At 70.6% G+C, this 24,922-nt stretch carries 24 protein-coding genes; 12 read left to right on the top strand and 12 right to left on the bottom strand.

From position 1 onward, the window contains the following. The first annotated feature begins 173 nt into the window (after nt 1-173). On the top strand, nt 174-368 hold the full coding sequence (locus LTT66_RS24680) for a DUF7455 domain-containing protein (protein ID WP_036538000.1): 195 nt from the start codon (nt 174-176) through the stop codon (nt 366-368). A gap of 105 nt (nt 369-473) precedes the next feature. Here LTT66_RS24680 and LTT66_RS24675 read toward each other — a convergent pair whose 3' ends face one another. Further along, a complete protein-coding gene (locus tag LTT66_RS24675; protein WP_195065038.1) occupies nt 474-1,190 on the bottom strand; it encodes a TetR/AcrR family transcriptional regulator in 717 nt (238 codons plus the stop codon). A 157-nt stretch (nt 1,191-1,347) separates the two neighbouring features. Between LTT66_RS24675 and LTT66_RS24670 the strand changes: the two genes are divergently transcribed. Together LTT66_RS24670 and LTT66_RS24665 are read left to right on the top strand one after the other, a co-directional pair. Further along, the gene (locus LTT66_RS24670) at nt 1,348-3,114 is read left to right on the top strand and encodes a DEAD/DEAH box helicase (RefSeq protein WP_233060849.1); all 1,767 of its coding nucleotides are present in this window, start codon (nt 1,348-1,350) and stop codon (nt 3,112-3,114) included. Then, nucleotides 3,114-3,668: an SWIM zinc finger family protein gene (locus LTT66_RS24665; protein WP_233060848.1), complete on the top strand. Its 555-nt coding sequence runs from the start codon at nt 3,114-3,116 to the stop codon at nt 3,666-3,668. The genes LTT66_RS24670 and LTT66_RS24665 overlap by 1 nt, the downstream gene beginning before the upstream one ends. Nucleotides 3,669-3,747: 79 nt before the next feature. On the opposite strand, the gene LTT66_RS24660 is transcribed toward LTT66_RS24665, so the two are convergent. Beyond that, entirely contained in the window at nt 3,748-4,317 is a 570-nt protein-coding gene (locus LTT66_RS24660) for a class I SAM-dependent methyltransferase (protein ID WP_195095581.1), read from the bottom strand. Between the two features lie 55 nt (nt 4,318-4,372). On the opposite strand from LTT66_RS24660, the gene LTT66_RS24655 reads away from it, so the two are divergent. After that, a complete protein-coding gene (locus tag LTT66_RS24655; RefSeq protein ID WP_233060847.1) occupies nt 4,373-5,140 on the top strand; it encodes an AraC family transcriptional regulator in 768 nt (255 codons plus the stop codon). On the opposite strand, the gene LTT66_RS24650 is transcribed toward LTT66_RS24655, so the two are convergent. Continuing rightward, nucleotides 5,141-5,881: an SDR family NAD(P)-dependent oxidoreductase gene (locus LTT66_RS24650; RefSeq protein WP_233060846.1), complete on the bottom strand. Its 741-nt coding sequence runs from the start codon at nt 5,879-5,881 to the stop codon at nt 5,141-5,143. Nucleotides 5,882-5,985: 104 nt separating this feature from the next. Between LTT66_RS24650 and LTT66_RS24645 the strand changes: the two genes are divergently transcribed. Beyond that, on the top strand, nt 5,986-6,588 hold the full coding sequence (locus LTT66_RS24645) for a TetR/AcrR family transcriptional regulator (RefSeq protein ID WP_233060845.1): 603 nt from the start codon (nt 5,986-5,988) through the stop codon (nt 6,586-6,588). 6 nt (nt 6,589-6,594) lie between these two features. Here LTT66_RS24645 and LTT66_RS24640 read toward each other — a convergent pair whose 3' ends face one another. Beyond that, entirely contained in the window at nt 6,595-8,346 is a 1,752-nt protein-coding gene (locus tag LTT66_RS24640; protein ID WP_408638869.1) for a DEAD/DEAH box helicase, read from the bottom strand. Nucleotides 8,347-8,537: 191 nt separating this feature from the next. Here LTT66_RS24640 and LTT66_RS24635 point away from each other — a divergent pair, with 191 nt between their 5' ends. Continuing rightward, entirely contained in the window at nt 8,538-9,713 is a 1,176-nt protein-coding gene (locus LTT66_RS24635; RefSeq protein WP_233060844.1) for a YihY/virulence factor BrkB family protein, read from the top strand. On the opposite strand, the gene LTT66_RS24630 is transcribed toward LTT66_RS24635, so the two are convergent. Further along, entirely contained in the window at nt 9,686-9,931 is a 246-nt protein-coding gene (locus tag LTT66_RS24630; protein WP_086006669.1) for a DUF3039 domain-containing protein, read from the bottom strand. The genes LTT66_RS24635 and LTT66_RS24630 overlap by 28 nt on opposite strands. 276 nt (nt 9,932-10,207) lie before the next feature. Between LTT66_RS24630 and LTT66_RS24625 the strand changes: the two genes are divergently transcribed. Next, nucleotides 10,208-10,561 carry a DUF3099 domain-containing protein gene (locus LTT66_RS24625; protein WP_233069384.1) on the top strand — a complete coding sequence of 118 codons (354 nt, stop codon included), beginning with the start codon at nt 10,208-10,210 and terminating at the stop codon, nt 10,559-10,561. Between the two features lie 48 nt (nt 10,562-10,609). On the opposite strand, the gene LTT66_RS24620 is transcribed toward LTT66_RS24625, so the two are convergent. Further along, nucleotides 10,610-11,917, bottom strand: coding sequence for an MFS transporter (locus LTT66_RS24620; RefSeq protein ID WP_233060843.1), 1,308 nt, complete (start codon nt 11,915-11,917; stop codon nt 10,610-10,612). A gap of 179 nt (nt 11,918-12,096) precedes the next feature. On the opposite strand from LTT66_RS24620, the gene LTT66_RS24615 reads away from it, so the two are divergent. Then, entirely contained in the window at nt 12,097-12,840 is a 744-nt protein-coding gene (locus LTT66_RS24615) for a VOC family protein (protein ID WP_233060842.1), read from the top strand. A gap of 44 nt (nt 12,841-12,884) precedes the next feature. Here the strand turns inward: LTT66_RS24615 and LTT66_RS24610 are convergent, their stop codons facing one another. Continuing rightward, nucleotides 12,885-13,031, bottom strand: a complete 147-nt coding sequence (locus LTT66_RS24610; RefSeq protein ID WP_233060841.1) for a hypothetical protein — start codon at nt 13,029-13,031, stop codon at nt 12,885-12,887. 102 nt (nt 13,032-13,133) lie between these two features. Between LTT66_RS24610 and LTT66_RS24605 the strand changes: the two genes are divergently transcribed. Together LTT66_RS24605 and LTT66_RS24600 are read left to right on the top strand one after the other, a co-directional pair. Beyond that, complete coding sequence (locus tag LTT66_RS24605) at nt 13,134-14,651, top strand: DUF7782 domain-containing protein (RefSeq protein WP_233060840.1); 1,518 nt, start codon at nt 13,134-13,136, stop codon at nt 14,649-14,651. A 194-nt stretch (nt 14,652-14,845) separates the two neighbouring features. Next, complete coding sequence (locus LTT66_RS24600; protein WP_195032704.1) at nt 14,846-15,814, top strand: sigma-70 family RNA polymerase sigma factor; 969 nt, start codon at nt 14,846-14,848, stop codon at nt 15,812-15,814. 163 nt (nt 15,815-15,977) lie between these two features. Here LTT66_RS24600 and LTT66_RS24595 read toward each other — a convergent pair whose 3' ends face one another. The 3 genes from LTT66_RS24595 to LTT66_RS24585 form a co-directional block, all read right to left on the bottom strand. Next, nucleotides 15,978-16,280 (bottom strand): DUF4333 domain-containing protein, encoded by a 303-nt coding sequence (locus LTT66_RS24595; RefSeq protein WP_043694548.1) that lies wholly within the window; start codon nt 16,278-16,280, stop codon nt 15,978-15,980. Nucleotides 16,281-16,436: 156 nt separating this feature from the next. Beyond that, entirely contained in the window at nt 16,437-19,109 is a 2,673-nt protein-coding gene (locus LTT66_RS24590; protein WP_233060839.1) for a bifunctional acetate--CoA ligase family protein/GNAT family N-acetyltransferase, read from the bottom strand. Further along, nucleotides 19,102-20,373: an acetoin utilization protein AcuC gene (locus LTT66_RS24585; protein ID WP_233060838.1), complete on the bottom strand. Its 1,272-nt coding sequence runs from the start codon at nt 20,371-20,373 to the stop codon at nt 19,102-19,104. Before LTT66_RS24585 ends, LTT66_RS24590 begins: the two co-directional genes overlap by 8 nt. Nucleotides 20,374-20,581: 208 nt before the next feature. Between LTT66_RS24585 and LTT66_RS24580 the strand changes: the two genes are divergently transcribed. Together LTT66_RS24580 and galE are read left to right on the top strand one after the other, a co-directional pair. Further along, nucleotides 20,582-21,268 carry a metal-dependent transcriptional regulator gene (locus LTT66_RS24580; RefSeq protein ID WP_181722134.1) on the top strand — a complete coding sequence of 229 codons (687 nt, stop codon included), beginning with the start codon at nt 20,582-20,584 and terminating at the stop codon, nt 21,266-21,268. A 3-nt stretch (nt 21,269-21,271) separates the two neighbouring features. Next, nucleotides 21,272-22,252 carry a UDP-glucose 4-epimerase GalE gene (gene galE / locus LTT66_RS24575; protein WP_233060837.1) on the top strand — a complete coding sequence of 327 codons (981 nt, stop codon included), beginning with the start codon at nt 21,272-21,274 and terminating at the stop codon, nt 22,250-22,252. A 191-nt stretch (nt 22,253-22,443) separates the two neighbouring features. Here the strand turns inward: galE and LTT66_RS24570 are convergent, their stop codons facing one another. After that, nucleotides 22,444-23,802 (bottom strand): DUF4192 domain-containing protein, encoded by a 1,359-nt coding sequence (locus LTT66_RS24570; protein ID WP_233060836.1) that lies wholly within the window; start codon nt 23,800-23,802, stop codon nt 22,444-22,446. A 173-nt stretch (nt 23,803-23,975) separates the two neighbouring features. After that, nucleotides 23,976-24,680, bottom strand: a complete 705-nt coding sequence (locus LTT66_RS24565; RefSeq protein ID WP_233060835.1) for a sensor domain-containing protein — start codon at nt 24,678-24,680, stop codon at nt 23,976-23,978. Nucleotides 24,681-24,922: the final 242 nt, after the last annotated feature.

Below are 24,922 nucleotides of genomic sequence, written 5' to 3'. Positions count from 1 at the left end.
GTGTTATCGAAAACACACTGATTCACGCGCGGGAACAAAGTCCCCCGTCCCGAACGTCTGACAGAGTAGTCATACCCCTGCTGGGAAGTAGCGGTAGCGAGCTCGTGGTGAGTGACCACGGGCCCCACACCAGGTGAACGGTCGTCGGGACCGGGAGCCAGGACGGAGGAGTCATGCCAGGAACCCTGACAAGCACCCCACTGACCGCGGTCGATCGTTGCGACCGCTGCGGGGCGGCTGCCCGAGTGCGTGCCGTACTGCCCGCGGGTGGAGAGTTGCTCTTCTGCCAGCACCACGCGAACGAACACATGGATCGCCTGCGTGAGCTGGACGCCGTTATCGACACGGAGTCCGCTCCCGCGCTCTGATCCGCTCCTCGCGTCCTGACACAACAGCATCGGACAACAGAACACCGTTTCCACCGGCAGCGGGCGACCCACAGGTCGCCCGCTGTCGGCGTGTCCAGGGGGCGGTCAATCTCCGGACGCCGTGCCCGAGATCCCGTCCAGCAGCCTGGCCAGGCCGTATTCGAACGCACCGTCCGGGTCGGCGGGCGCCTGGTACAGCTCACCGACCGCGGCCCCCACGCGCGAGGACAGCGGGAACCGGCTCGGCGCGATGACCTCGGCCAGCAGCGGACCGTGCACCTCCCACCAGCGCGCGTCGCTGGTCCGGCCGGTCTCGCGAGCCGCGGCGATCGCCATCCGCGCATTACCGGTGGCGAACTCCGACAGCACGGCGATCACCCGGTCCATCTCCACGTCCGGCAAGCCGAGCCCGTCGATCGCGGCGAGCTGCCGCTCGTAGCGCCGCATCCGCCCCGGGCCGAGCACGAGCCGCCAGGGCGACACCTCGAGCAGCCAGGGATGGGCGAGAAGTTCGTTTCGGACCTGGCGAGCCACGGCGGCGAGGCGTTCGCGCGGCGGCAGATCGCCCGGAATGGGCGCGTCCTCGTCCGCCACCGCGTCGACCATGAGGACCGCCAGCGCGTCCTTGCTCGGCACGTACGTGTAGAGACTCATCGGCCGCAACCCCAGCTCGGCGGCGACGGCCCGGATGGACACCTTCTCGTAGCCGTCCCGATCGGCCAGCGCCACCGCGGCGGCGACCACCGCGTCGACGCTGACCGTCTGCTTCGGACCGCGTCCCCCGGGACGCGGGGGACGTTCGTGCCGCCACAGCAGGCTCATCAGCCGTCGGGCCTGGTCGGTGCTGAGTTCGTCGCTCACTGGCTCCTCGGAACAAATCCAGTACGGTGTACGTTGTTCAGGCTACTCCGTACGCCAGACGTTGATTTAGGGGTCCGTTCTGCCCAGCACACACGCCACTTATCTACCGGACCGGCACATGTTCGCACTCTGGAGCTGGAACGGCCACGGCACCGGTCCCGCCCCGCATGGCCAGGGTGACCGCGAGACCCTCGCGCTGGCCGTCCCGGCCGCGATGGACGGGGCGCTCGAAGTCGCCGATGTCGACGCCACCCTGGTGGACCCGCGCACTTTCGCCGACTCGACGGTCGAGCACCCGGGCGAGTCGATCGTGGCCTGGCAACGGCTCGTGCGCGCCGTCCTCGCCGAACCCGCCGCGCAGCCGCCCGAGGCGGACGCCGTCGACCTGCCCATCGCCGCCCACGCCGTGCCGGACGCGTCCGGCACGGCGATCGTCTCGGCGCGACGCGCGCTGGACGTCCTGCGCGACACCGAGGCCGTCACCGCCGGGTTGCATGCGACGCTGACCGCGCGGCTGCGGCCCTACCAAGCACGTGGGATCGGCTGGCTGCGCGAAACCGTGGCCGCGCACGGCGGCGCGGTGCTCGCCGACGAGATGGGGCTCGGCAAGACCGTACAGACCATCGGCTTCCTGCTCGACCGCGCCGAGGCCGGAGCACAGCTGGTGGTGTGCCCGACCTCACTGGTCGGCAACTGGGCCCACGAGATCGGCCGATTCGCTCCGGGCCTGCGGGTGGTTGTCTGGCGGGGCGGCGACGTGCACGCCGACGCCGCGACCGTCGTCGTCACGGGCTACCCGACCCTGCGGCTGCACGGACAGCGGGTGGCGCGGCGGAGCTGGGCGACGGCCGTCTTCGACGAGGCGCAGGCACTGAAGAACCCCCGCACCCAGGTCGCGAAGGCCGCGCGCGCGATCGACGCGGCCGCGACCGTCGCCCTGACCGGAACGCCGGTGGAGAACCATCTCGATGAGCTGTGGGCGCTGCTGCACCTGGTGGCGCCCCAGCTGTTCGGGCACCGGACGCAGTTCCGGCGGCGCTTCGTGCGGCCGATCCACGAGGGTTCGGCGGCCGCCGCGGCGCGGTTGCGCGACGCCATCGAACCGGTCGTGCTGGCCCGCACGAAGAGACAGGTCGCCGCCGCACTGCCCGCGAAGATCCACAGCGACCTGCTCTGCGACCTCACCGCCGAGCAGGAGCGGCTCTACGACCAGTTGCTCGACCGTGCCATCGACGACGGCTTCGGCGCGGGCATCGAACGCCACGGCCGCGTGCTGGCCGCGCTGACCGCGCTGCGGCAGGTGTGCAACCATCCCGGGCTGATCACCGGCGAGCTCGACGAGTTGGCCGGCCGCTCCGGAAAACTGGACCTGTGCACCGACATCGTCGCCACCAACCTCGAAACAGCGAGTCCCACCCTGGTTTTCACCCAGTACCGCCGGACCGGTGAGCTTCTGGTCCGGCATTTCGCCGAACAGTTCGGGGTGTCCGCGCCGTTCTTCCACGGCGGGCTCACCCACACCGAGCGCGCCGCGATCGTCACCCGGTTCCAATCCCAGGACGGACCACCGGTGCTGGTGCTCAGCCTGCGCGCGGCGGGCACCGGGCTGACGCTGACCCGCGCCGCGGATGTCGTCCACTTCGATCGCTGGTGGAATCCCGCGGTGGAGGCGCAGGCTTCCGACCGGGTCCACCGGATCGGCCAGACCCGCACGGTCACCGTCACCACGCTCACCTCGACCACCACCGTGGAGGAGCACATCGCGGCCATGCACCACCGCAAGGCGGCGCTGCGCGACCTCGGTGACGCGGCGGGCATCGCGGCACTGGCCGCGCTGGACGACGACCAGCTGATCGAAGTCCTGCGCCGCAAGAGGGAGAGCTGATGGCGGACAACGAATTCGGTTACACCGCGTGGGGCATGGACTGGGTGCGCCTGGCCGAGCCGCTGCGCCAGACCCGGCCGGACCCGCTGCTGCCTCGTGCGCGCAGCATCGCCCGCAACCACGGCGTGCAGGCCGTCGTCGAGGGACAGGTGGTGCGCGCCACCATCCACCGCGGCGGCCAGGCCTCGCTGACGCACGTGGAGGTGGCGCCCCTACCCCGACAGAAGATCACCGCGATCGCCGGGATCGTGCCGGACCCGGCCGTGCTGACCGACGACGCCCACCGCGCGCTCGGCGCGGCGGGCGTCTCGCTCGCGCCGCGGCTCGCCGGCACCGACTGCTCGTGCACGGCGCGCTCGCCGCGGTGCGTCCACATCCTCGCCGTCTACTACGAGATGGCGCGGCAGGTCGACGAGAACCCGCGGCTCGCCTTGGCGATCCAGGGCTATTTCGCCGCCACGCCGCAGGATTGCGACGAGTCGGCGCCGGTGGCGCGGTGGACGCCGATCAGCGCGCTCGACCCGCGGCGATTCTTCACGACGACGTCCAGCTGAACCACCGGACGAGATCCGACGCGTCTCGGTCGGGTCGAGGCCCACTCGTCCCGCCCACCAGCCGCCGCTGGGCGGGACCTCACTCCGGCCGCCGGGCCCGGAAGCGGAAACTCGAAGCGCCGGTATCGATCTCCACGTCGGTGAAGCCGATCCGGAGCAGCCGGTCGGCGGCGGTCTCCGGTGGCACGGGCACGCAGGTATCGCCCAGGTGCATGAGCCGGAAGAGCCGGCCGTCGAGCCCGTCACTGCCCGCGAACACGCCGCCGGGGCGCAGTACCCGGAGGGCTTCGGCGAACAACGCGTCCTGTCTGCCGGGCGTCGGCACGTGGTGCAGCATGGTGAAGCACACCACGGAATCGAATCCTCCCGGCGGCAGAGGCATGTCGGCGCCGTCGCCGTCGAGCACCGTCATCGCGGCGCCGTGCCGGTCACGCAGCCGGGCGGCCAGCGCCGGATCGATTTCGACGCCGGTGAGCGTCGAGGTCCGGGCCAGCAGCGCGGACACGTTGGCGCCGTAGCCGGGGCCGATCTCCAGCGTCTCGGCGCCGAGGTCGAGGCCGGACAGCGCCCACGGCACGATGCGGGTCGCGCTGGTCCGCTCCCACATCGAGGAGCGGCACAGCAATCGGTGAAGTGTGTTCATCGCCATGCCTGTGACGCTAGAAACGGATCGCCCCCGGCACGACAGGCTACGGTGACAAACTGTGTCGCAGAACGGCCATGCCGTGGTTCATCCCAACCCACCCGGCGCGACCGCCATGGTGTTCGGAGCCGGAGTGCTCCCCGCGGGGCACTGGTTCGGTGTGCACGAGCATCCGCAACACCAGATCGCCTGGGCTTCCCGCGGAGTCATCGCGGTCGAGGTGGGCGACAACCGGTGGGTACTGCCGCCGACCAGGGCGCTGTGGATCCCCGCGGGGGTCGGGCATCGCACCGGCACCTCCGACGGGGCGGCGATGCGTGGCATCTTCCTGGATCCGGTCCGGTGCCCGGTCACCTTCGGCGCGCCGACCATGTTGCGCGTGAGCCGGCTTCTGCACGAACTGTTCGACCTGCTCACCACCCAGGACACCGCTCGGCAGCGACGGGAGCGCGCCGAGGCGGTGGTGTTCGATCTGCTCGAGCCCGTCGAGGTGATCCCGATCGGCGCGCATCCGCCCACCGATCCGCGGGCGCGGCAGGTGGCCGACGCGCTCGCCGCCGATCCGGCCGACCCGCGCACGCTCGCCGAGTTCGCCGCCCACGTCGCCGTCAGCCCGCGCACGCTGGCCCGCTTGTTCGTCGCCGAGACCGGGCTCGGCTTCGGCCAGTGGCGCACGCAGATCCGGCTGGCGGCCTCCCTGCCGTTGCTCGCCGCGGGGCTGCCGATCGCCCGGGTCGCGGGCCGGGTCGGCTACGCGACGCCGAGCGCCTACGTCGCGGCGTTCCGCCGCACGGTCGGGGTACCGCCCGGACGGTATTTCACCGGCTGATCAGGCGTTGGTGCCGCTGTCCACGGTGAGGAACGCGCCGGTGACGCTGCGGCCGGACGGACCGGCCAGGAAGGCCACCGTGGCCGCGACATCGTCGGCGGCGCCGAAACGGCCGAGCGCGGTCAGGTCGCGCTGCTGCTGCGCGTGAGCGCCGTCGCCGGGGTTCATGTCGGTGTCGGTGGAGCCCGGCTGCACGAGGTTCACCGTGATCGCGCGCGGGCCGAGTTCACGGGCCAGCGCCTTGGTGAAGCCGTTGAGAGCCGACTTGCTGAGGTTGTAGAGCGCCAGACCGGCGAACGGCGCGTGGTCGGTCAGGTTGGTGCCGATGCTGATGATCCGCCCGCCGTCGGTCATGTACGCGATCGCGGCCTGCGCACCGACGAACGCGGCGCGCGCGTGCACGTTGAGCGCGTTGTCGATCTCCGCGACGGTGAACTCCTCGAACGGCTTGGCCGGGAAGATCCCCGCGTTGTTGACCAGGATGTCCAGTCCGCCGAGTTCGGACGCGGTGCGGTCCACCGCCGCGCGCACCGCCGCGGCGTCGGCGCTGTCGGCCTGGATCGCGACGGCTCGGCGTCCGAGCGCCTCGACCGCGTCGACCACCGTCTTCGCCTGCCCCTCGGCGTGCTGGTAGGTCAGCGCGACATCCGCGCCCGCCGCGGCGAGTCGGCGCGCGATCGCCGCTCCGATACCGCGGCTGCCGCCGGTCACCAGCGCGATCTTGCCCGTGAGGTCCGACATCGGTTCTCCTCTATTTTTGTGCCGATCAATACATAAATAGCCAAGCGCATCGGCCACGGCGCTGTCAAGAGGTATATTTAACGATCGACACAGAAAGGTGTGGCATGGCTGGACGGGGACGACCGCGCGCCTTCGACCGGACCGAGGCGTTGCAGCGCGCGATGGAGGTCTTCTGGGAGCACGGCTACGAGGGCGCCTCGATGAGCGACCTGACCACCGCGATGGGCATCAACTCCCCCAGCCTGTACGCCGCGTTCGGCGGCAAAGAGGAGCTGTTCCGCGCGGCCGTCGAACTCTACGGCCGCACCGACGGCGGTTACACCGACCGCGCGCTGCGCGAAGAGCCGACCGCGCGGGCGGGCATCGAGGCGATGCTGCGGGACAACGCGGTCGCTTACACCGAGGAGAACAAGCCGCACGGCTGCATGGTCGTGCTCGCCGGTTCCACCTACACCACGCGCAACACGAGCGTCCGCGACTTCCTGATCGAGAAGCGCCGCGAGACGACCGAGGACATCCGGCGCCGGCTCGATCGCGGCGTCGCCGAGGGCGATCTGCCGGAAGGCACCGACACCGCCGCGCTGGCCGCTTTCTACACCACGGTCCTGTACGGCCTGTCCATCCAGGCACGGGACGGCGCGTCACTGCCAGAGCTCACCGCGTCCATCGACTGTGCCATGGCCGCCTGGCCTGCCACGACCGGTTGACCCGGACTATTTCCGGCGCAGCGCGGCGATGCGCTCACCGAGTTGCTCGGCCGAGGCCAGCGCGGTCGGCGGCCCGCCGCATTCCCGGCGCAGCTCGCCGTGGATCACGCCGTGGGGTTTCCCGGTGCGGTGGTGATGCATCGCCACCAGGCTGTTGAGCTCGCGCCGCAGTTCGCCGAGCCGATCGGCCGTGGCGACCCGCTGCGCGGCGTTCGCCACCTGCGGACCGGGATCGGGAGCGGGCGCGGGCACGCTCCGATCGGAGACCTGCTTGGCCTGCCGCTCACGCAACAGGGCGCGCATCTGCTCGGCATCCAGTAGCCCCGGAATCCCCAGATAGTCGGCTTCCTCGTCGCTGCCGGCGAAAGTCGCGGTGCCGAAGGAGGATCCGTCGTAGATCACCTGGTCGAGTTCTGCGTCGGCGGCCAGCGCGACGAAGGACTTCTCCTGCTCGCCCGGCTCGTCCTGCTGCTTGTTCGCCTCGATCAGCAGTTCGTCGTCGAGGCCGTTCTTCTCGCGGTGCGGCTTGCCGATGACGTGGTCGCGCTGCAACTCCAGCTGCGCGGCAAGATCGAGCAGCACCGGCACCGAGGGCAGGAACACCGTCGCGGTTTCGCCCGGCTTACGGGCACGCACGAACCGCCCGATCGCCTGTGCGAAGTACAACGGGGTGGAAGCGCTGGTCGCGTACACCCCGACGGCAAGGCGTGGCACGTCGACGCCTTCGGACACCATGCGCACCGCGACCATCCAGGGCTGCGTGCTGTTGCTGAACTCGGCGATGCGACTGGAGGAGGCCGGGTCGTCGGAGAGCACCAGCGCGGGTTTCTCGCCCGAGATGTGCTCCAGCAGTTCGGCGTAATCGCGGGCGCGGTCCTGGTCGGTGGCGATCACGAGGCCGCCCGCGTCGGGCATGCCGGAGGCGCGCTTCTGGCGCAGCCGGATGTCGGCGGCACGCAGTACGGCGGAGATCCAGTCGCCCGCCGGGTCCAGCGCGGTCCGCCAGGCCCGGGCGGTCTGCTCGGCGTTCAGCGGCTCACCGAGGCGCGCGGAATACTCCTCGCCCGCGCTGTCGCGCCAGTGCGCCTCACCGGAGTAGGCCAGGAAGACCACCGGCCGCACCACACCGTCGGCGAGCGCCTCGGCGTAGCCGTAGGTGTGGTCGGCGCGGGACTTCGGGAAACCGGACTCGTCGGGTTCGTAGACGACGAACGGGATCTGGCTGTCGTCGCTGCGGAACGGGGTACCGGTCAGCGCGAGGCGGCGGGTGGCGTCGCCGAACGCCTCGGCGGTCGCCTCACCCCAGCTCTTGGCGTCTCCCGCGTGGTGGATCTCGTCGAGAACGACGAGCGTCCTGCGATTTTCCGTACGCACCCGATGACGGAAGGGATGCGCGGCGACCTGCGCGTACGTGACGACGACACCGTGGTAGTCGCCAGAGGTGCCGCCGGTGGAATTGGAGAACCGCGAGTCGAGCGCGATGCCGGCGCGCGCCGCGGACTGCGCCCACTGGTGCTTGAGGTGTTCGGTGGGCGCGACGACGGTGATCTGGTCCACGGTGCGGTCGGCCAGCAGTTCGGCGGCCACGCGCAGCGCGAACGTGGTCTTTCCCGCACCCGGGGTGGCCACGGCGAGGAAATCCCGCGGTCCGGTGGCCAGATACTTCGTGAGCGCACGTCGCTGCCAGGCGCGGAGAGTGCCGCCGGCGGGGGTGCCCACTGCTTTCGAATCGCCCGGCGTCTTCGCTTCTCCCGCCACAGCGGCGCCACCGGACCCAGTCACGCAGACGACCCTAGCGGCCCGGCCCGGCGTGTCGCCAAACCGACGCGAGCCGCGCGACGGGCATCACAGGCCACCGGCCGAGACGATGGGAGTTCACTCGATGCCCACCGACACGTCGTGTCCGCACGCCGATACGGATCGCCGAAGTGCGCGATGCTGTAGGCACGATGACAGATCACCGCACCCGCCCGGGCGATCCGCCGCGGATCGACGCACCGTCGCCCCGCGGCACCGCCGTGCGTACCGGGACGTGGGCGGCCCGGGCGGGCGCGCGGACAGCGGAGGCGGGCAGGCGGGCAGGCACGCTGATCGTGCGGGTGGCGGAGAAGGCCTGGGCGGATTCCATCTTCGCCAAGTCGGCCGCGGCGGCGTTCTGGCAGACGCTCTCGCTGGCGCCGCTGCTGCTCGGGGTGCTCGGCAGCCTCGGATACGTCGGCGGCTGGTTCGGCCCGGACACGGTGCAGATCGTCGAGTCGAAGATCATCGCGTTCAGCCAGGAACTGTTCAGCGCGAGCGTGGTGACCGACCTCATCGAGCCGACGGTGCGCGACGTACTCGGCCGCGGTCGCGGCGCGGTGGTCTCGGTGGGCTTCGTGCTGTCGTTGTGGGCCGGATCGTCGGCGATGGCCACCTTCGTCGACTCCATCGTCGAGGCCCACGACCAGCAGGACGCCCGTCACCCGGTGTGGCAGCGCATCTTTGCGCTGCTGCTGTATGTGCTGTTCCTGGTGGCGGCGGTGTTCATCCTGCCGCTGGTGGCGCTGGGGCCGACGCTGATCGGCCGGGTACTGCCCACCGCCTGGCGGGCGACCGGCCTGCAACTGCTGGATTTCTTCTACTACCCGGGCGTCGGCCTGCTGCTGATCGTCGGGCTCACCACCCTGTACAAGCTGGCGCTGCACACCTCGCTGCCCTGGCACCGGCTCTTCGGCGGGGCACTGGTGGCGGGCGTCTTCTTCATGGCGGCCAGCGACGTGCTGCGCCGCTACCTGTCATGGGTCACCCGCACCGGCGTCACCTATGGTGCGCTGGCGACGCCGATCGCGTTCCTGCTCTTCACGTTCTTCCTGGGCTTCGCGGTGATCCTGGGCGCGGAGTTCAACGCGGCGGTCCAGGAATTCTGGCCCGCCCGCGCGACGCGCATGGAGCAGGTGAAGGAGTGGATCGCCAATCAGGTCCGCGGCGAAGGGGGCGCCGAGGAGGACATGGCGGACCGCGACGAGGGCGCCCCGCCCGCGGACGCCGCCGCGGCCGGGCCTGCACAGGCCGGGTTCGACCTGCGAAAGGCGTCGTCCTCCGGCGACCTATCCGCGTCTCACTCGCCCTTGCGTAGGCCGTCGTAGACCTTCTTGCACTCCGGGCACACCGGAGAGCCGGGCTTGGGCGAACGGGTCACCGGGAAGACCTCTCCGCACAGCGCGACCACGTGGGTGCCCATCACGGCGCTCTCGGCGATCTTGTCCTTCTTCACGTAGTGGAAGAACTTCGGGGTGTCGTCGCCCGTCGTCTCGTCGGTCGTCGTATCCGGGCGAACGATGGTGTCGGTGCTCACGCATTCCATGATGCCGCATCGGGAGAGACGGGCCACCACGGTGTCGCGGCCAGGGTGACCACGGTCTCGGATCGGGAGCCGACCACGGTCTCCGACCAAAGGTGACCACGGTATCGGCGCCGAAGCCGACCGCGGTGTCGCATCAGAGGTGACCACCGTTCCGGCACAGAGCTGACCACGGCATGTGCGCGGCGGGACCACGAGTGGAAGACTCGGGGTATGCAGCAGAACGGCGATTCCCCATCCGCCGACGGCCGCGACCGCGAAGAGCACCCCGACGTGACGATGCCGACGCAGCCCCGCCGTTCCCCCGGATACTTTCCCGGCAATGACGACAGACACCCGGCGCTGATCACCGAGGCCGCGCCCTCGCTGGAGGACCAGCACCGCGCTCGTGTGCGCCGGTACACGATCATCATGGCGTTCCGCATTCCGTGCCTGGTGCTCGCCGCGATCGCCTACAGCGCGCTCGGCAATCCATTGGTGTCCATCCTGATCATCGTCGCGTCCGTCCCGCTGCCCTGGATCGCGGTGCTGATCGCCAACGACCGCCCGCCCCGCCGCAAGGACGAGCCCAGCCGCTGGGACCGTCCGCGCACGGCCATCGAGTCCCGATCGCACAACGCCATCGACGGCTGAGCCTCCGTCCGGCGGCCATCGCCCTGCCACGAGCACTCCCGCGTGCGTTCAGTGCGAACCGGGCCCGACGAAGGCCGGTGCGCGGCGGATGACGGCCGACATCACGGCAGCGGCGGCGCACAACCCGCCCGCCACATACCAGGCGAGGTCGTAGCTGCCTTGGACATCACGGATGACGCCCGCGCCGGTGGCCGCCACCGCCGAGCCGATCTGGTGGGAGGCGAACACCCAGCCGAAGGCGACGGGGCCGTCGGCGCCGAACAGTTCGCGGCACAGCGCGACCGTCGGCGGCACCGTGGCCACCCAGTCCAGGCCGTAGAAGACGATGAACACCCACAGGCTCGGTTTCGTGTCCGGACCGAGCAGCGCGGGAAGGATCAGCAGCGACAGTCCGCGCAGCGTGTAGTAGCCGATCAGCAGGTAGCGCGGGTCGATCCGGTCGGTCAGCCAGCCCGACGCGATGGTGCCCGCCACGTCGAAGACGCCGACGACGGCCAGCAGGCTCGCCGCGGCGGTCGGCGGCATGCCGTGATCGTGCGCCGCGCTGACGAAATGGGTTCCGATCAGCCCGTTGGTCGACGCGCCGCAGACCGCGAACCCACCGGCGAGCAACCAGAATCCGGGTCGGCGCGCGATCGCGCCGAGCACGGTCAGCGCGCGCGATGCCCCACCCGCGGCCGGCACCCGCATCCCAACCGCGCTGTCCGGCGCCGCGCCATAGGCCCGCACCCCGAGGTCGCTCGGGTAGTCCCGGATGAACAGCAGCACCAGCGGCGCCACAGCCAGCGCCGCGCCCGCGACGATCAGCGACGGCATCCGCCAGCCGTGTGCGTTCGCCAGCGCCGATACCAGCGGTAGGAAGATCAGCTGTCCGGTCGCGCCCGCCGCGGTGAGCACGCCGGTCACCAGACCGCGCTGCCGGACGAACCAGCGGCCGGTGATCGTGGCGACGAACGGCATCGACATCGACCCGACGCCGATCCCGACCAGCAGGCCCCAGGTCAGCACCAGGTGCCACGGCTGGGACATGAACACCGTCAGTCCGCTGCCCCCGGCGACCAGCAGCAGTGCGCAGGCCACCACCCGGCGGATGCCGAAGCGATCCATCAGTGCGGCGGCGAACGGCGAGATCAGCCCGTAGAGCAGCAGATTCAGCGATACGGCCGTTCCGATGGTGCCGTGCGACCACCCGAACTCCTGCTGTAGCGGGTCCATCAGCACGCCGGGCACGGATCGGAAGGCGGCCGCGCCGAGCAGCGCGACGAAGCCGACACCCGCGACGAGCCACGCCGGGTGCAAGCGCCGCCGCGGCGTGGAGTGGAGCGGAACCGGGGTCGGCGTCTGAAGTTCGGTCACCGGCTGAGCGTGCCGGAACTATGCCCACGCAACGAGTGGCTGGAATGCCACATACCATCAAATTCGTGCCATTCGCGGTCGCCCCGGTATTTTCTCGACAAGGCGGGCACGCGTCCCTAGGGTCGCAGGGAGCCTGCGGCACCATGATCACCGTTGCGGGCCACAAGACAGGAGTGAACATGATTCGGTGGATCTGGGTCTTCCTGGACCGCCCGACCCAACGCTTCGACGATTGCGCGAAATTCTGGTCCACGGTCACCGGCACCCAGCTCTCCGCTCGGCGCGGCGCGAACGACGAATTCCTCACCTTGCTGCCGGACCCGGCGCTGTTCGCCGCGGCGAGTGTGAAGATGCAGGCCGTCACCGGTCTCGGCGGTGTGCACCTCGACTTGGACGTCGACGACATCCCCTCCGCCGTTCGCAGCGCCCTCGATCTGGGCGCCGAATTGGTCGCCAACCACCCGGACTACGCCGTGCTGCGGTCCCCCGGCGGTCAGACGTTCTGCCTGACCCCCAGCGGCCGCGCCACGAGCACGCCCGCACCCGCCGTCCGGGCGCCGGACGGCACGTTGTCGCGCCTGGACCAGGTGTGCCTCGACATCGGCCCCGACGACCACGAGGTGGAGACCCGTTTCTGGACCTCGCTGACCGGCTGGACGTACCGGCCCGGCAGGCGGCCGGAATTCGCCCTGCTGCGCTCCGCGCAGCGCCAGCTCCCCACGCAGTTGCTGCTGCAGCGCCTCGGCGAGAACCGCCCGACCAGCGCGCACGTCGATCTGGCCGCCGGCGACATCGAAGCCACCGCCGCCTGGCACGAGTCGCTCGGCGCGACCGTGGTGCAGCGGCACGAGCACTGGATCGTCCTCAGCGATCCGAGCGACGCGCTGTACTGCGTCACCGCTCGCGATCCGAACGGGGTCTGACCTTCGTGCGGCGCCGTACGTCTGGCCCCACGGCCCTGCGAGCCTCAGCCCCGCACTCGCCCTGGTAGGGCCCGCTCGGCGGCGAGCCGGTCGCCCGGCACCACGCTCAGACCGCCGTCCAGCTCCCTGGCGATCGGCCTGCTCAGCAGCTGCCGCTTCTCCGCCGAACTCCAGCCACTTCGCGGCCGCACATGAGCGCGTAGTGGGTCCGTGTGGTTCGGTCGCGCCGCTGGGTCCGGTGACACAGCGGGCACCTGATCTGGGCGCGGGAGCCGCGGTGGCAGAGTACCGGTGTGCCTACGAACCACTCGACCACCACCGGATCGCTGCTGACCGCGTTGTGCCCGGACCTGCGGACCGCGCTCACCAGGGTGGGTTACGACGCCGACACCCTGCTCGAGGCACTCGGTGACGCGCACGCGGCGCTGAGCCGGTCGGAGCCGGTCCCCGTGCGCCGAGCGGCGCGCGAGGCGGGCGAGCTGGGCACGCTCATCCGCCTGCTGCTGCTCGGCGACGCCCTGCCGCAGCGGGAGGTGGCCGCCGCGCTCGCGCCCGTGGCGATCGACCGCGCGGTCGCCGCGGGCCTGCTGGACCGCGACGGTGACCAGGTGCGGGCGGCACTGGACCTGCGTCCGCTCGACTCGGGCGCGGGCACCCGATGGATCCTGTCCGACCTCGATGATTCGATGCGGCGGCGCACCCTGACCGAAGACCACGTCCTGGGCGTGGGCCACGCCTCCCTCTCGCTGCTGCGCGCCACCCCCACCCGCCCGGTCGGCACGGTGCTCGATCTCGGCACCGGCTGCGGCGTACAGGCGGTGCACGCCGGCTCCTATGCGCAGCGCGTCACCGGCACAGATGTCAACCCCCGCGCGTTGTGGCTGGCCGAGGCGACCGCGGCGCTCAACGACCTGGACATCGAACTGGTGGAGGGCTCCTGGTTCGAGCCGGTCCGGGGCAGGCGCTTCGACCAGGTGGTGGCCAATCCGCCGTTCGTGGTGGGCCCGGCGCGGGTCGAGCACACCTACCGCGATTCCGGCCTCGCGCTCGACGGCGCAAGCGAATTGGTCATCGCGCAGGCCGCGGATCTGCTGGCACCCGGTGGCACCGCCGCGATGCTCGCCGCCTGGGTACATGCCGAGGACGAGGACTGGCGCGGGCGCGTCTCGTCCTGGCTGCCGTCCTACGGTGTGGACGCCTGGGTGGTCCAGCGCGACGTCGCCGACCCCGCGCTCTACGTGGGCACCTGGTTGCGTGACGCGGGCGCCGACCCGCGTGACCCCTCCGCCCAGGCCCGCGCGCAGCGCTGGCTGGACGCCTTCGAGGCGGCGCGCGTCGAGGGAATCGGGTTCGGTTTCGTGTATCTGCGCGCCATCGACGGACCGACCGAACTGCTCGCGGAGGATCTCACCCACGGCTTCGACGATCCGCTCGGCGACGAGGCCGTCCGGTATTTCGAGCGTTCGGCTTGGCTGCGTGCCGTCGCCGGTGACGAAAGTCTCGCCTGGTCTTCACGTTTCGTCGTGGACCCCGCGACCGCGCTGGAACGGGTGTATCTCCCCGGCCCCGACGGCTGGGCTCCCGAAGTGGCACGGCTGCATCGTGGCGACGGACCGCGCTGGCAGCACGAAGTGGATGAGGCCACAGTCTCGCTGCTGGCGGGAATGCACGCCGACGGCCTGCCGTTGTACGAGCTGATCGAGCTGCTGGCGCTCGCGCACGGATCCGAGGAGGTGAGTGCCCAGTTCGCGGCCGACGCGTTGTCCGTGGTCACCGGGTTGGTACGGCACGGGCTCATCCGGCCCGTGTGACCGCACGGCAGCCGTGCGCCGGTCGGCGCAGGTCCCGGCCGGGGATTGTCCCCGACTGCGGTGCTTCTCAGGAACTTCTCAGACGAGAGGGGCGAAAACCGCTGTTCAGAGCGGTTTATGCCGGCCGTAACGGGGAACTTTCTTCCTGTCGGGTCCGTTGATCGGAGTGAGACACCACCGACAGGAGGCAAGTCATGACAAGCCCCGCCACCACTCGTGTGCGCACCAGCGATTCGGACCTCGACGCTCAGAGCCCCGCCGCCGACCTGGTACGTGTGTACCTGAACGGAATCGGCCGCACCGCGCTGCTCACCGCTGCCGACGAGGTCGAGCTGGCCAAGCGCATCGAGGCGGGCCTCTACGCGCAGCACCTGCTGGAAACCGGCAAGCGACTGTCGGCCACCCGCAAGCGTGATCTCGCGATCATCGTGCGTGACGGTCAGGCCGCCCGGTCGCATCTGCTGGAAGCCAACCTGCGCCTTGTTGTCTCGCTCGCCAAGCGTTACACCGGTCGCGGCATGCCGCTGCTCGACCTCATCCAGGAGGGCAATCTCGGCTTGATCCGGGCCATGGAGAAGTTCGACTACGCCAAGGGCTTCAAGTTCTCCACGTACGCCACCTGGTGGATCCGGCAGGCCATCACCCGCGGCATGGCCGACCAGAGCCGCACCATCCGCCTGCCCGTCCACCTCGTGGAGCAGGTGAACAAGCTCGCCAGGATCAAGCGCGAACTGCACCAGCAGCTGGGCCGGGAGGCCACCGACCAGGAACTGGCCACCGAATCCGGCATCCCGGTCGACAAGATCTCCGATCTGCTCGACCACAGCCGTGACCCGGTGAGCCTGGACATGCCGGTCGGCAACGACGAAGAGGCCCCGCTGGGCGATTTCATCGAGGATTCCGAGGCCACGTCGGCCGAGTCCGCGGTCATCGCCGGTCTGCTGCACCACGACGTGCGCAGCGTGCTCGCCACCCTGGACGAGCGCGAACAGCAGGTCATCCGCCTGCGGTTCGGCCTGGACGACGGCCAGCCGCGCACCTTGGACCAGATCGGCAAGCTCTTCGGTCTCTCCCGCGAGCGGGTGCGTCAGATCGAGCGTGAAGTCATGTCGAAGCTGCGCAAAGGCGAGCGGGCCGACCGGCTCCGCGCCTACGCCAGCTGATCATCCCCCGGCCGCCGGCTGCTCCGAGACAGCTCCGGCGTTCGGCTCGGTGACCCTCCCGCCGGGGTCACCTTCCCGCGCCGACCGGTGACCGCGCGTACCCGTCCCCTCCGGGTGACGCGCGAGCCGGTCGGCGGTGTCGTACCCCCTTCTTCGAACGGGTTCAGCCCTGTTCCACCTCGATGTCGTATTTGACGGTGTCGCCTTCCACCGACGTCACCGTCAGCGTCACGCCCAGCGTGTCGGCGCCCGCGGTCAGCGTGCAGCGCATGGTGGTCCCCTCTTTGCCGGTGAGATCGCCGGGGCAATCGATCGAATCGGGTTCCTGGCCGACTTTTTCGGTGAGCGAGTCCTTGACCGATTTCTCCAAATCGGCCTCCTGGACCTTCGGAGTGCCGACGCTGACCGAACACGCGGTGAGTGCCGCGGCGAGCAGCGACAGCAGAGCAACACTTCGGATCTTCATGGCGAGCGGGCCTTTCTTTCGGATGAACCTGGCATCCCCACATCGCGGCAGAAGCGATCGTCCGTTATCGGACACCCCGCGCGTGACGTGTGCGAGCCGACGTCGCAGCCGCGCCATGGCGCTGGCCGACAACGCGCCCGGCAAGCCCGGTGGTGCTCAACCCAGCCGGCGCGGGCCGGTATCGAAACGGCTCGGCTCCGGGCCGATACGGCCGCGCGCGTAGAGGATTTCCGCCGATGTCGGCGAGGCCAGCACCGGATCGAAGGCCAGTTCCCGCATCTCCGGCAGGTCGTCGAACAGGGCCGAAATGCGCTGGGCGAGTTCGGCGAGAGCCGCCTTGTCCACGCGCGGACTCGCCGGGGTACCGGACAGCAGAGGCGCGGCGCGCGGCGCGTCGATCAGCGCCGTGGCCTCGTCGGCGGTCAACGGCAGTGCCCGATAGGCACGATCGCCGAGCAACTCGATGATCAGCCCGGACAGGCCGAACTCGATCACCGAGCCGAACGAGGGGTCGTCCTGCACGCGCAGGATGCAACCGACGCCCTTGGTGGCCATCTTCTGGATGTGCAACACAGGGTCACCACACAGCTCCGCCAGGTCCGCGTATCCCTGCCGCACCGCTTCCGGCCGCCACAGATCGAGCCGCACACCGGTGAGATCCGGCCTGCGCCGCCACAATTCGCCGGTCGCCTTGGCCGCCACCGGATAGCCGAGTTCCTCCGCGGCCGCGACCGCCTCCTCCGCACTGCGCACCTCGCGGAATTCCACGACCGAAATGCCGTAGCAGGCAAGCAGTTCCACGGTCTCGAGATCGGTGAGCCGGCGGCCGCCCGACCCGGCCATCCAGTCCGCCACCAATTGGCGCGCGCGGTCGGTGTCGATGCCCTGCGGGCGCACCACCGGCGACACGGGCCTGGTGCGCCATTCGGCGTATCGCCGGACCCGGGCCAACGCCCGTGCGGCGCGTTCGGGATCGGGATACGACGGAATCGACCCGTGCACCGCCGCGGCGCCCGGACCGCGCACCGCGAGCAGGTTCGGGATCCCTTGCTCGGCGACGAAGGTGGTGAGGATCGGCTTCCCCGACTCCGGCACGGCGGCCGCCGCCGCCCTGATCGCGTCGGCGAAGCCTGCGGTCGGCAGCGGCACCGGCGGCGCGAAAACGACGATCACCGCATCCGTCTCGTCCGACCGCAGGGCCGCGACCAGGGCGTCCAGATACGCACCCGGCGTCGCCTGCGGGCCGAGGTTGACCGGCTCGCCCACCGTGAGGCCCTCGCCGCGCGCCGCGTCGAGGGCCAGCCAGTTGAGCGCCGTGCTGTTGCCGACCACGGCCAGCCGCTGGCCCCGGGGCAACGGCTGGTAGCCCAGCAGAGCGGCGCAGTCGAAGAGTTCGGAAATCGAGTCGACCTGGACGATGCCCGCCTGAGCGAACAGATCCCGCACGATCGACCGGTCCATGTCCCCCGCGGGCTGGGCGGCGGAGCGTCCGCTGCTCACCGCGACGATCGGTTTGGTCCGGGCCACCCGGCGCGCGATCCGGGAGAACTTGCGCGGATTGCCGAAGCTCTCCAGATACAGCAGCACCACATCGGTGTCCGGGTCGCTGTCCCAGTACTGCAGCAGGTCGTTGCCGGAGACGTCGGCGCGATTACCCGCGGACACGAACGTGGACAAGCCGAGGTTGCGCGCCGCCGCCTCGCCCAGGATCGCCGCGCCCAAGGGCCCGGACTGGCAGAAGAATCCCATCCGCCCGCGACCGGGCAGCAGAGGAGCCAAGGTCGCGTTCATGGCGACCGCCGGGTCGGTGTTCGCGATCCCGAGTGCGCTCGGTCCGACCACGCGCATGCCGTGGCCACGAGCGGCGGCCACGAGTTCACGTTCGGCTGCCAGACCCCCCTCCCCGGTCTCGCCGAAACCCGCGGTCAACACCACGAGCCCTTTGACGCCCTTGGCCATGCAGTCGTCGAGCACCGACCCGATCGCCGCGGGCGGCACCGCGACCACGGCGAGGTCGACCTCGTCGGGGATTTCCCGGACCGTCGCGTATGCCCGGACCCCGCGCACCGACTTGCGGTTCGGGTTCACCGGGAACACCGGCCCTTGGAACAGGCCCGACAGCAGATTCGCCAGCAGCGCTCCGCCGACGCGCCCCGTCGCGGGGGTGGCGCCGATCACCGCGACCGACCGCGGGGCCAGCAGATTGCCCACGCTGCGCGCCTCCGAGGCGCGCTCGCGCGAATCACGCACCGACAGCAGCGCTTCGGTGGGATCGATGGCGAACTCGAGATGCAGGACCGACCCGTCCCTGCTGCGCTCGACCTGATAGCCCGCGTCGCGGAAGACCGTCACCATCACGGTGTTCTCCGCGAGCACCTCGGCGACGAAGGTCTCGATCTTGTTCTCGGCGGCGGCGCCGGCCAGGTGCTCCAGCAGGATCGAGCCGAGCCCGCGGCCCTGATGCCCGTCGGCCACCACGAACGCGACCTCCGCCGCCCGCGGCCCGTCCCGCTCCAGCAGTTCGTAGCGGCCCACCGCGACGATCGCCTCCCCCAGTTCCAGTACCAGCCCGACCCGGTCGTGATAGTCCATGTGCGTGGTGCGGTACAGGTCTTTGGGCGAGATCCGCGGGTAGGGCCCGAAATACCGCAGGTACCTGGTGCGATCGGACAGTGCGCCGTGGAACTCCTGCAGCGGCTCGGCGTCGGCGGGGGTGATCGGGCGCAATCGTACGACGCCGCCGTCGGAGGCCAGCACATCGGCGAACCAGTGCTGCGGTGGCGGTGGCGGCGCGGCGGGAGCGTCCGGGGTGTCGGGGAAGTCAGTCACGAGGGTCCTCCGGGTCGAGACCTAGCAACCCGAAAGTCGCTCGGCGAGTGGCCAGCACGGCCATGTCTACGGCACGTTGCGCACGATCGACCCGCGCGTCACCGGTCTCACCCGTGCCGCCGGGGCCGTCCCATGGACGGTAGGCCACGTCACCGCCGTCGCCCATGGTGTGCGGCGGGTCCGCCTGCGGCGCCGCCGCGCGGATCGTCTCGATCCAGTCCTGCGGAATCGGCGTCGCGGGGTCGACGGTGCGATCCAGCGCGGTGGCCAGCAGATGCGTCCAGGCCCGCGGCACCACCCGGATCAGGCCGTATCCGCCGCCGCCGACGGCGAGCCAGCGTCCTTCGGCATATCGGTCGGCGAGCTCCCGCATGGCACGGAACGCGGCTCGCTGCCCGTCCACGGTGAGTTCCAAATCGGCCAAGGGGTCTTCGCGATGCGTGTCCACCCCGCACTGGCTGACCACGATCTGCGGACCGAACGCCGCCACCGCGCCCGGCACCACGGCGTGGAAACCGCGCAGCCATTGCGCATCCCGGGTACCGGGCAGCAGCGGCAGGTTGATCGACGTGCCCTCCGCCGCGCCCGCGCCGGTCTCCTCCGGCCACCCCGTGTTCGGCCACAGCGTGGCCGGATGCTGATGCAGCGAAATGGTCAGCACCCGGGGATCGCCGTAGAAAGCACGCTGCACGCCGTCGCCGTGGTGCACGTCCACGTCGATGTAGGCGATCCGGTCGAAACCGTGATCCAGCAGCCAGGAGATGGCCACCGCCGGGTCGTTGTACACACAGAAGCCGGACGCCGAATCCGCCATCGCGTGATGCATGCCACCGCCGATGCTCACCGCTCGCTTGGTGCGCCCCTCCGCGATCTCCCTGGCCGCGGCCAGGGTGCCGCCGACGATCGTGGACGCGGCCTGGTGCATCCGTGGAAACACCGGATTGTCCGGGGAACCGAGGCCGTAGGGCGGTGCGGCGGGCGAACCGACCGGCGGCACGGCGCGTTCGACCGCGTCGAGGTAGTCGGGGGTGTGGATACGCAGCAGGTCCGGACGTCCCGCGGCGGCGGGTTCGAGCAGCTCGACACCCTCGAGCAGTCCGAGACTTTCCGCCAGCGCCATGGTGAACTTCAGGCGCGCCGGCTTCATCGGATGCTCCGGAGTCCATGTGTAATCCAGGAACCGCTCGGTCCAGACGACGGTTCCGGACCGGCTCGTCCCGGGCGAGATCGGCGCCCGAGGTTCGCCGCGCGGTGCAGTGGCCATGATCGCAACGCTAGCGGGAAGTAAGCAACCCCGCGAAACGTTCCTATGCAGTACAAATACAAGAAAGACGCTCACGGCCGCCTGCCGTGCGCCGATCGGGTTGCCGCCGTGCCGCCGGAGACGTCGTGCGCAACGTGGAGCGACGCGATCCGGCACACGGGGGCGCCGTCGCGCGTGGGTAGAATTCGTGCCGACGAAGGGGTAACAGGTGAAGGATCTGGTCGACACCACGGAGATGTATCTCCGTACCATCTACGACCTCGAGGAGGAGGGCGTGGTGCCCCTGCGCGCCCGGATCGCCGAGCGCCTCGAACAGAGCGGCCCCACCGTCAGCCAGACCGTCGCGCGGATGGAACGCGACGGTTTGCTGCTGGTCGCCGGAGACCGTCATCTGGAGCTGACCGAGAAGGGGCGCAGCATGGCCGTCGCGGTCATGCGCAAGCACCGGCTGGCCGAACGGCTGCTCGTCGACATCATCGGTCTCGACTGGCAGAACGTGCACGCGGAGGCCTGTCGCTGGGAGCACGTGATGAGCGAGGACGTCGAGCGCCGTCTGGTCGAAGTGCTCAACCACCCCACCACCTCCCCCTACGGCAACCCCATTCCCGGCCTGGACGAGCTGGGCATCATTCCGCCCGCCTCCGCCGACGAAAAGTTGCTGCGCCTGTCGGATCTGCCACACGGCCAGCTGCACGCTGTCGTGGTGCGCAGGCTCGCCGAGCACATCCAGACCGATCCGGAGGTGATCGGCCGCCTGCGGGAGGCGGGCGTGGTGCCCGACGCCCGCGTCACCGTGGAGACGAAGGCGGGTTCGGTCGTCATCACCGTGCCCGGCCACGACGGATTCGAATTGCCCGACGAGATGGCGCACGCCGTCCAAGTGAAGCTGGCTTGATACGTGAAACTTCTGGTCACAGGTGGCGCGGGCTACGTCGGTGGCGTGTGCGCACAGGTTCTGCTGGAAGCCGGCCACGAGGTGGTCGTGCTCGATGATCTGTCCACCGGCAATGCCGACGGCGTCCCTTCCGCCGCCCGGTTCGTCGAGGGAGACATCGCGGTCGCCGCGCCCGAGCTGCTGGCCACCGAAACCTTCGACGGGGTCCTGCATTTCGCGGCGCAGTCGCTGGTGGGCGAGTCGGTGCAGCAGCCGGAGAAGTACTGGCACGGCAACGTCGTGAAGACGTTCGAACTGCTGGAGGCCCTGCGGCGCACGGGAACGCCGCGACTGGTGTTCTCCTCCACCGCGGCGGTGTACGGGGAGCCGGAGCAGGTGCCGATCACCGAGGACGCCCCGACCCGTCCGACCAATCCCTACGGCGCGTCGAAACTGGCCATCGACCACGCCATCACTTCGTACGCGGTGGCCCACGGGCTCGCGGCGACCAGTCTGCGGTACTTCAACGTCGCGGGCGCCTACGGTGGTCTCGGCGAAAACCGAGTGGTGGAAACGCATCTCATTCCGCTGGTGCTGCAGGTCGCGGCCGGGCATCGCAAGGCGATCTCGGTCTTCGGCACCGATTGGCCCACGCACGACGGCACCGCGGTCCGTGACTACATCCACATCCGCGACCTCGCGCAGGCCCATCTGCTGGCCCTGGCGACCGCGGAAGCCGGCACCCACCGGATCTACAACCTCGGCAGCGGCACCGGCTTCTCCGTGCGCGAAGTGATCTCGGCCTGCGAGCGAGTCACCGGATTGCCGATCGCCGCGCAGGACGCGCCGCGCCGCCCCGGCGACCCGGCCACCCTGATCGCGTCCAGTGCGCGCGCGATCGCCGAGCTGGGCTGGCGTCCCGAGCACAACGACCTCGACGAAATCGTCACCGACGCTTGGAATTTCCTCCAGTCGCTCGGGCCGCGCGCGCACAGCGCGAAATAACCGGCCCCGCGGTGCCCGGGTCGGCCACTCGCCGGCTCGGGCCGACCCGCCCGCACCAGCCCACCGACGTGGCGACCGCCGCCGGATGGTGTAGCCGGACGAGGCAGTGCGCGCCCCGGAATCGCCGGAGCCGAGTACAGGTTCATCGGGCCGCGCACCGCCGGGGCGGTCACCGGCCCGACGTTCCGGTTTCACGACGCAGGCCAATCGAGGTCGACACCGAGGCCCGCGGCGGTGCGGTAGCCGCTGTGCGCGAGGCGACGCAACTGTTCCGGACGCATGCCCAGGCGCAGCGAGGTGTCTAGCAGCATCGCCATCGGATGTCCCGGATCCGCCTCCAACGCGGCCTCCAGCGCGATGCCCGCCAGTGGTCCGTCGCCGCGGACGTAGGCGCTGTAGCCGAGCAGGGCGGCGGCTTCGGCGCGATCGGTACCGGACGCGGCGCGGGTCAGCGCGCCCCACACCGCCTCGGCCGCATCGGCGTGATCGCCGACCGCCAGCGCGAACATCGTGTCCCGCACGGATCTATCACGAAGAGCGACAACGATTTTCGCGAACTCGGGCGCCATCGGCGCGGCGCCCGACGCGGTGTTGGCGATCTGCCACAGCACGTAGTCGAGCGCTTGCCTGCTGTATCCGATCGGATCACCGCGTCGCGCGGCCCGCGCGGCGCGCTCACGGGCTTGGCCGAGCGCGTCCTCCATGTGCGCGGCCACCTCGGCCCGAGCGAGGGGATCCATCGCGACCACGGCGGTGAGCTCGGAACGCGAACCCCGGATCTGCCTGCCGTCGAGCACGTGGGTCAGCGCCACCAGTGAAGCGGCCGGATCCCGGAGCACCCCGCGTCGCTCCGGTCCCGCCAACGCCCACCAGCGCTGTCCAGCGGTGATCGCACGGACCGCCCATACCCCGCCGAGCGCGATGTCCCCGGCGGCCAACCGCTTGCCGAGCGAACCGACCAGCACGTCGAACCGCCCGCCCGCGCAGCCGTGCCTGTCGGCGCCCGCTTCCGGTTCCACGGCGCGGTCGTCGACGACGACCGCCAGCACCTCGGCCGCCTCGTCATGGGCGCAGATCCGCGCGACCGCGGCGGCCAGTGTCGCGCCTCGCACGCGCCTCCCGCCGGGCGAATCCAGATCGAACCGCACCACCGCGTCGACGATCGCCCCGTCGGCAGTCCCGGGCCGCAGCACGAGCACGATCACCGATCGTTCCGGAGTGAAGCCCAGCATCGCGGGCACGGCGGCGATCAGCTCTCCCGGATCGTCCACGCGCACCGCGTGATCCGGCGCGCCCCGGAACGGCGGAGGATCGTCGCGGCACCGGGCATGCCGAGCAGGTCCTTGCGCATTTCCCGTGCTCGGCTCGCCCTTGATCGAGTACGGAGCCGGTCTTCGCGCAGCGACGCCGGGCTGGACTCGCCCCGCGGCCTCGGTAGCGCGGCCGGATACGCGCTGACCGCGGTGGCACAGCCGGGATGCGTCGTTCTTGCCTGCATACCCGTCGTCGACCGGTTCAGGGGTGGAAAACGGAGTCGCGGAAGTGGTCATGCCTCGACCATGCGGCTCGGCGGTTTCCGCCCTCCGACACCGACCTGGCGATTCGTCCGGCCTGGGGAATTCGTCTCGCGCTGTGCACGACTCGCCCCGCAAGTCTCTCGCTCGGCGCTCTGTGTCGGTCGCCCCTGCTACGGTGCCGCCGGGCTCTGCCGTCTCCCCCGCACTTATCTCTCCCGCACTTTGCGAACGGCGGTCGCGAACAGCGCATCCAGTGCCGCGCTATCCGGTTCGCCCGCGGCGAACGACATGTACGTCACCGTGATTCGCACGTCGCCGATCTGCCCGACGTGGGTGCGCATGGACTGGGTCAATCCGGCGCCCCCGGACTCGGGCCGCACGATCCTGCGCAACGAGAGGGCATCGTCGGCGTCGATCGGCGGTGGCGAATCCAGTTCGGTCGTCACGGTCGTGGTGGCGCCCGCCCGGCTCACCCGCACCGACCCGCACTGCTGCGTCCTCGCGCGCAGCGACGTCAACGGCTCGCCGGTGCGGGTCAATTCGACGGTCAGGGTGGCGCGCGTGGCATCGTCCGTGCCAACCGCCATCGCCGTGCGATCGGGTCCGAAGTCCTGGTGCGGCGGCACACACCGGCTCGGCTGTACGTTGGCGCCGCGGCCCATCCCGTCCAGATCGCCCGCCGCCTGGGCCACGGCCTCCTGGGGCAGCGTCACCGCCGCGTAGGGCGGGGGGAACTGGGCCGGATCCGGCAGCAGCGTCGGTAGTTCGGCGCTCACGTGCCGGGTCACCGTGGTCGGCGCCGGCGTGGCCGGGCGCCCCGGCACCGTCGACCCGCATCCGGCGAGCAGCACCGCGCAGGCGACGGGCACCACACAGCCCAGCCGCCTACGCGTCGAATCCGCCACGGTCACACACCTACTGTGCCAAACTCCCCGTGCCCAGCCCGCGATGCCACGCCGCCGAGCCGGGAATGCACAGGCCGCCGATACTGTTGGCTCGGAGTATGGGTCGGTGTCCGGCCGTGCGCGATGACCGTCATCGACATGGGGGACAATGGACGGTGGTCCCCGGTTCGGACGACTGCTCGTCGCACGCCACCACCAGGGGTGGCGAACGACCGGGCAGCCAACCACACTGGCGCGTGCGGTGCGCG

It is taken from the genome of Nocardia gipuzkoensis, assembly GCF_021183645.1.
Classification (GTDB): Bacteria; Actinomycetota; Actinomycetes; order Mycobacteriales; family Mycobacteriaceae; genus Nocardia; species Nocardia abscessus.
Note: the sequence above shows the minus strand (reverse complement) of the source record. Positions and strands in the feature narration are given on the sequence as shown.

Bases quoted from the DNA above. Each gene is read 5' to 3' on its own strand.
- LTT66_RS24680 (WP_036538000.1), top strand. From the start codon at position 174: ATGCCAGGAACCCTGACAAGCACCCCACTGACCGCGGTCGATCGTTGC.
- LTT66_RS24675 (WP_195065038.1), bottom strand. From the start codon at position 1,190: ATGAGCCTGCTGTGGCGGCACGAACGTCCCCCGCGTCCCGGGGGACGC.
- LTT66_RS24670 (WP_233060849.1), top strand. From the start codon at position 1,348: ATGTTCGCACTCTGGAGCTGGAACGGCCACGGCACCGGTCCCGCCCCG.
- LTT66_RS24665 (WP_233060848.1), top strand. From the start codon at position 3,114: ATGGCGGACAACGAATTCGGTTACACCGCGTGGGGCATGGACTGGGTG.
- LTT66_RS24660 (WP_195095581.1), bottom strand. From the start codon at position 4,317: ATGGCGATGAACACACTTCACCGATTGCTGTGCCGCTCCTCGATGTGG.
- LTT66_RS24650 (WP_233060846.1), bottom strand. From the start codon at position 5,881: ATGTCGGACCTCACGGGCAAGATCGCGCTGGTGACCGGCGGCAGCCGC.
- LTT66_RS24645 (WP_233060845.1), top strand. From the start codon at position 5,986: ATGGCTGGACGGGGACGACCGCGCGCCTTCGACCGGACCGAGGCGTTG.
- LTT66_RS24635 (WP_233060844.1), top strand. From the start codon at position 8,538: ATGACAGATCACCGCACCCGCCCGGGCGATCCGCCGCGGATCGACGCA.
- LTT66_RS24630 (WP_086006669.1), bottom strand. From the start codon at position 9,931: ATGGAATGCGTGAGCACCGACACCATCGTTCGCCCGGATACGACGACC.
- LTT66_RS24625 (WP_233069384.1), top strand. From the start codon at position 10,208: ATGCCGACGCAGCCCCGCCGTTCCCCCGGATACTTTCCCGGCAATGAC.
- LTT66_RS24615 (WP_233060842.1), top strand. From the start codon at position 12,097: ATGATTCGGTGGATCTGGGTCTTCCTGGACCGCCCGACCCAACGCTTC.
- LTT66_RS24600 (WP_195032704.1), top strand. From the start codon at position 14,846: ATGACAAGCCCCGCCACCACTCGTGTGCGCACCAGCGATTCGGACCTC.
- LTT66_RS24595 (WP_043694548.1), bottom strand. From the start codon at position 16,280: ATGAAGATCCGAAGTGTTGCTCTGCTGTCGCTGCTCGCCGCGGCACTC.
- LTT66_RS24585 (WP_233060838.1), bottom strand. From the start codon at position 20,373: ATGGCCACTGCACCGCGCGGCGAACCTCGGGCGCCGATCTCGCCCGGG.
- LTT66_RS24570 (WP_233060836.1), bottom strand. From the start codon at position 23,802: ATGACCACTTCCGCGACTCCGTTTTCCACCCCTGAACCGGTCGACGAC.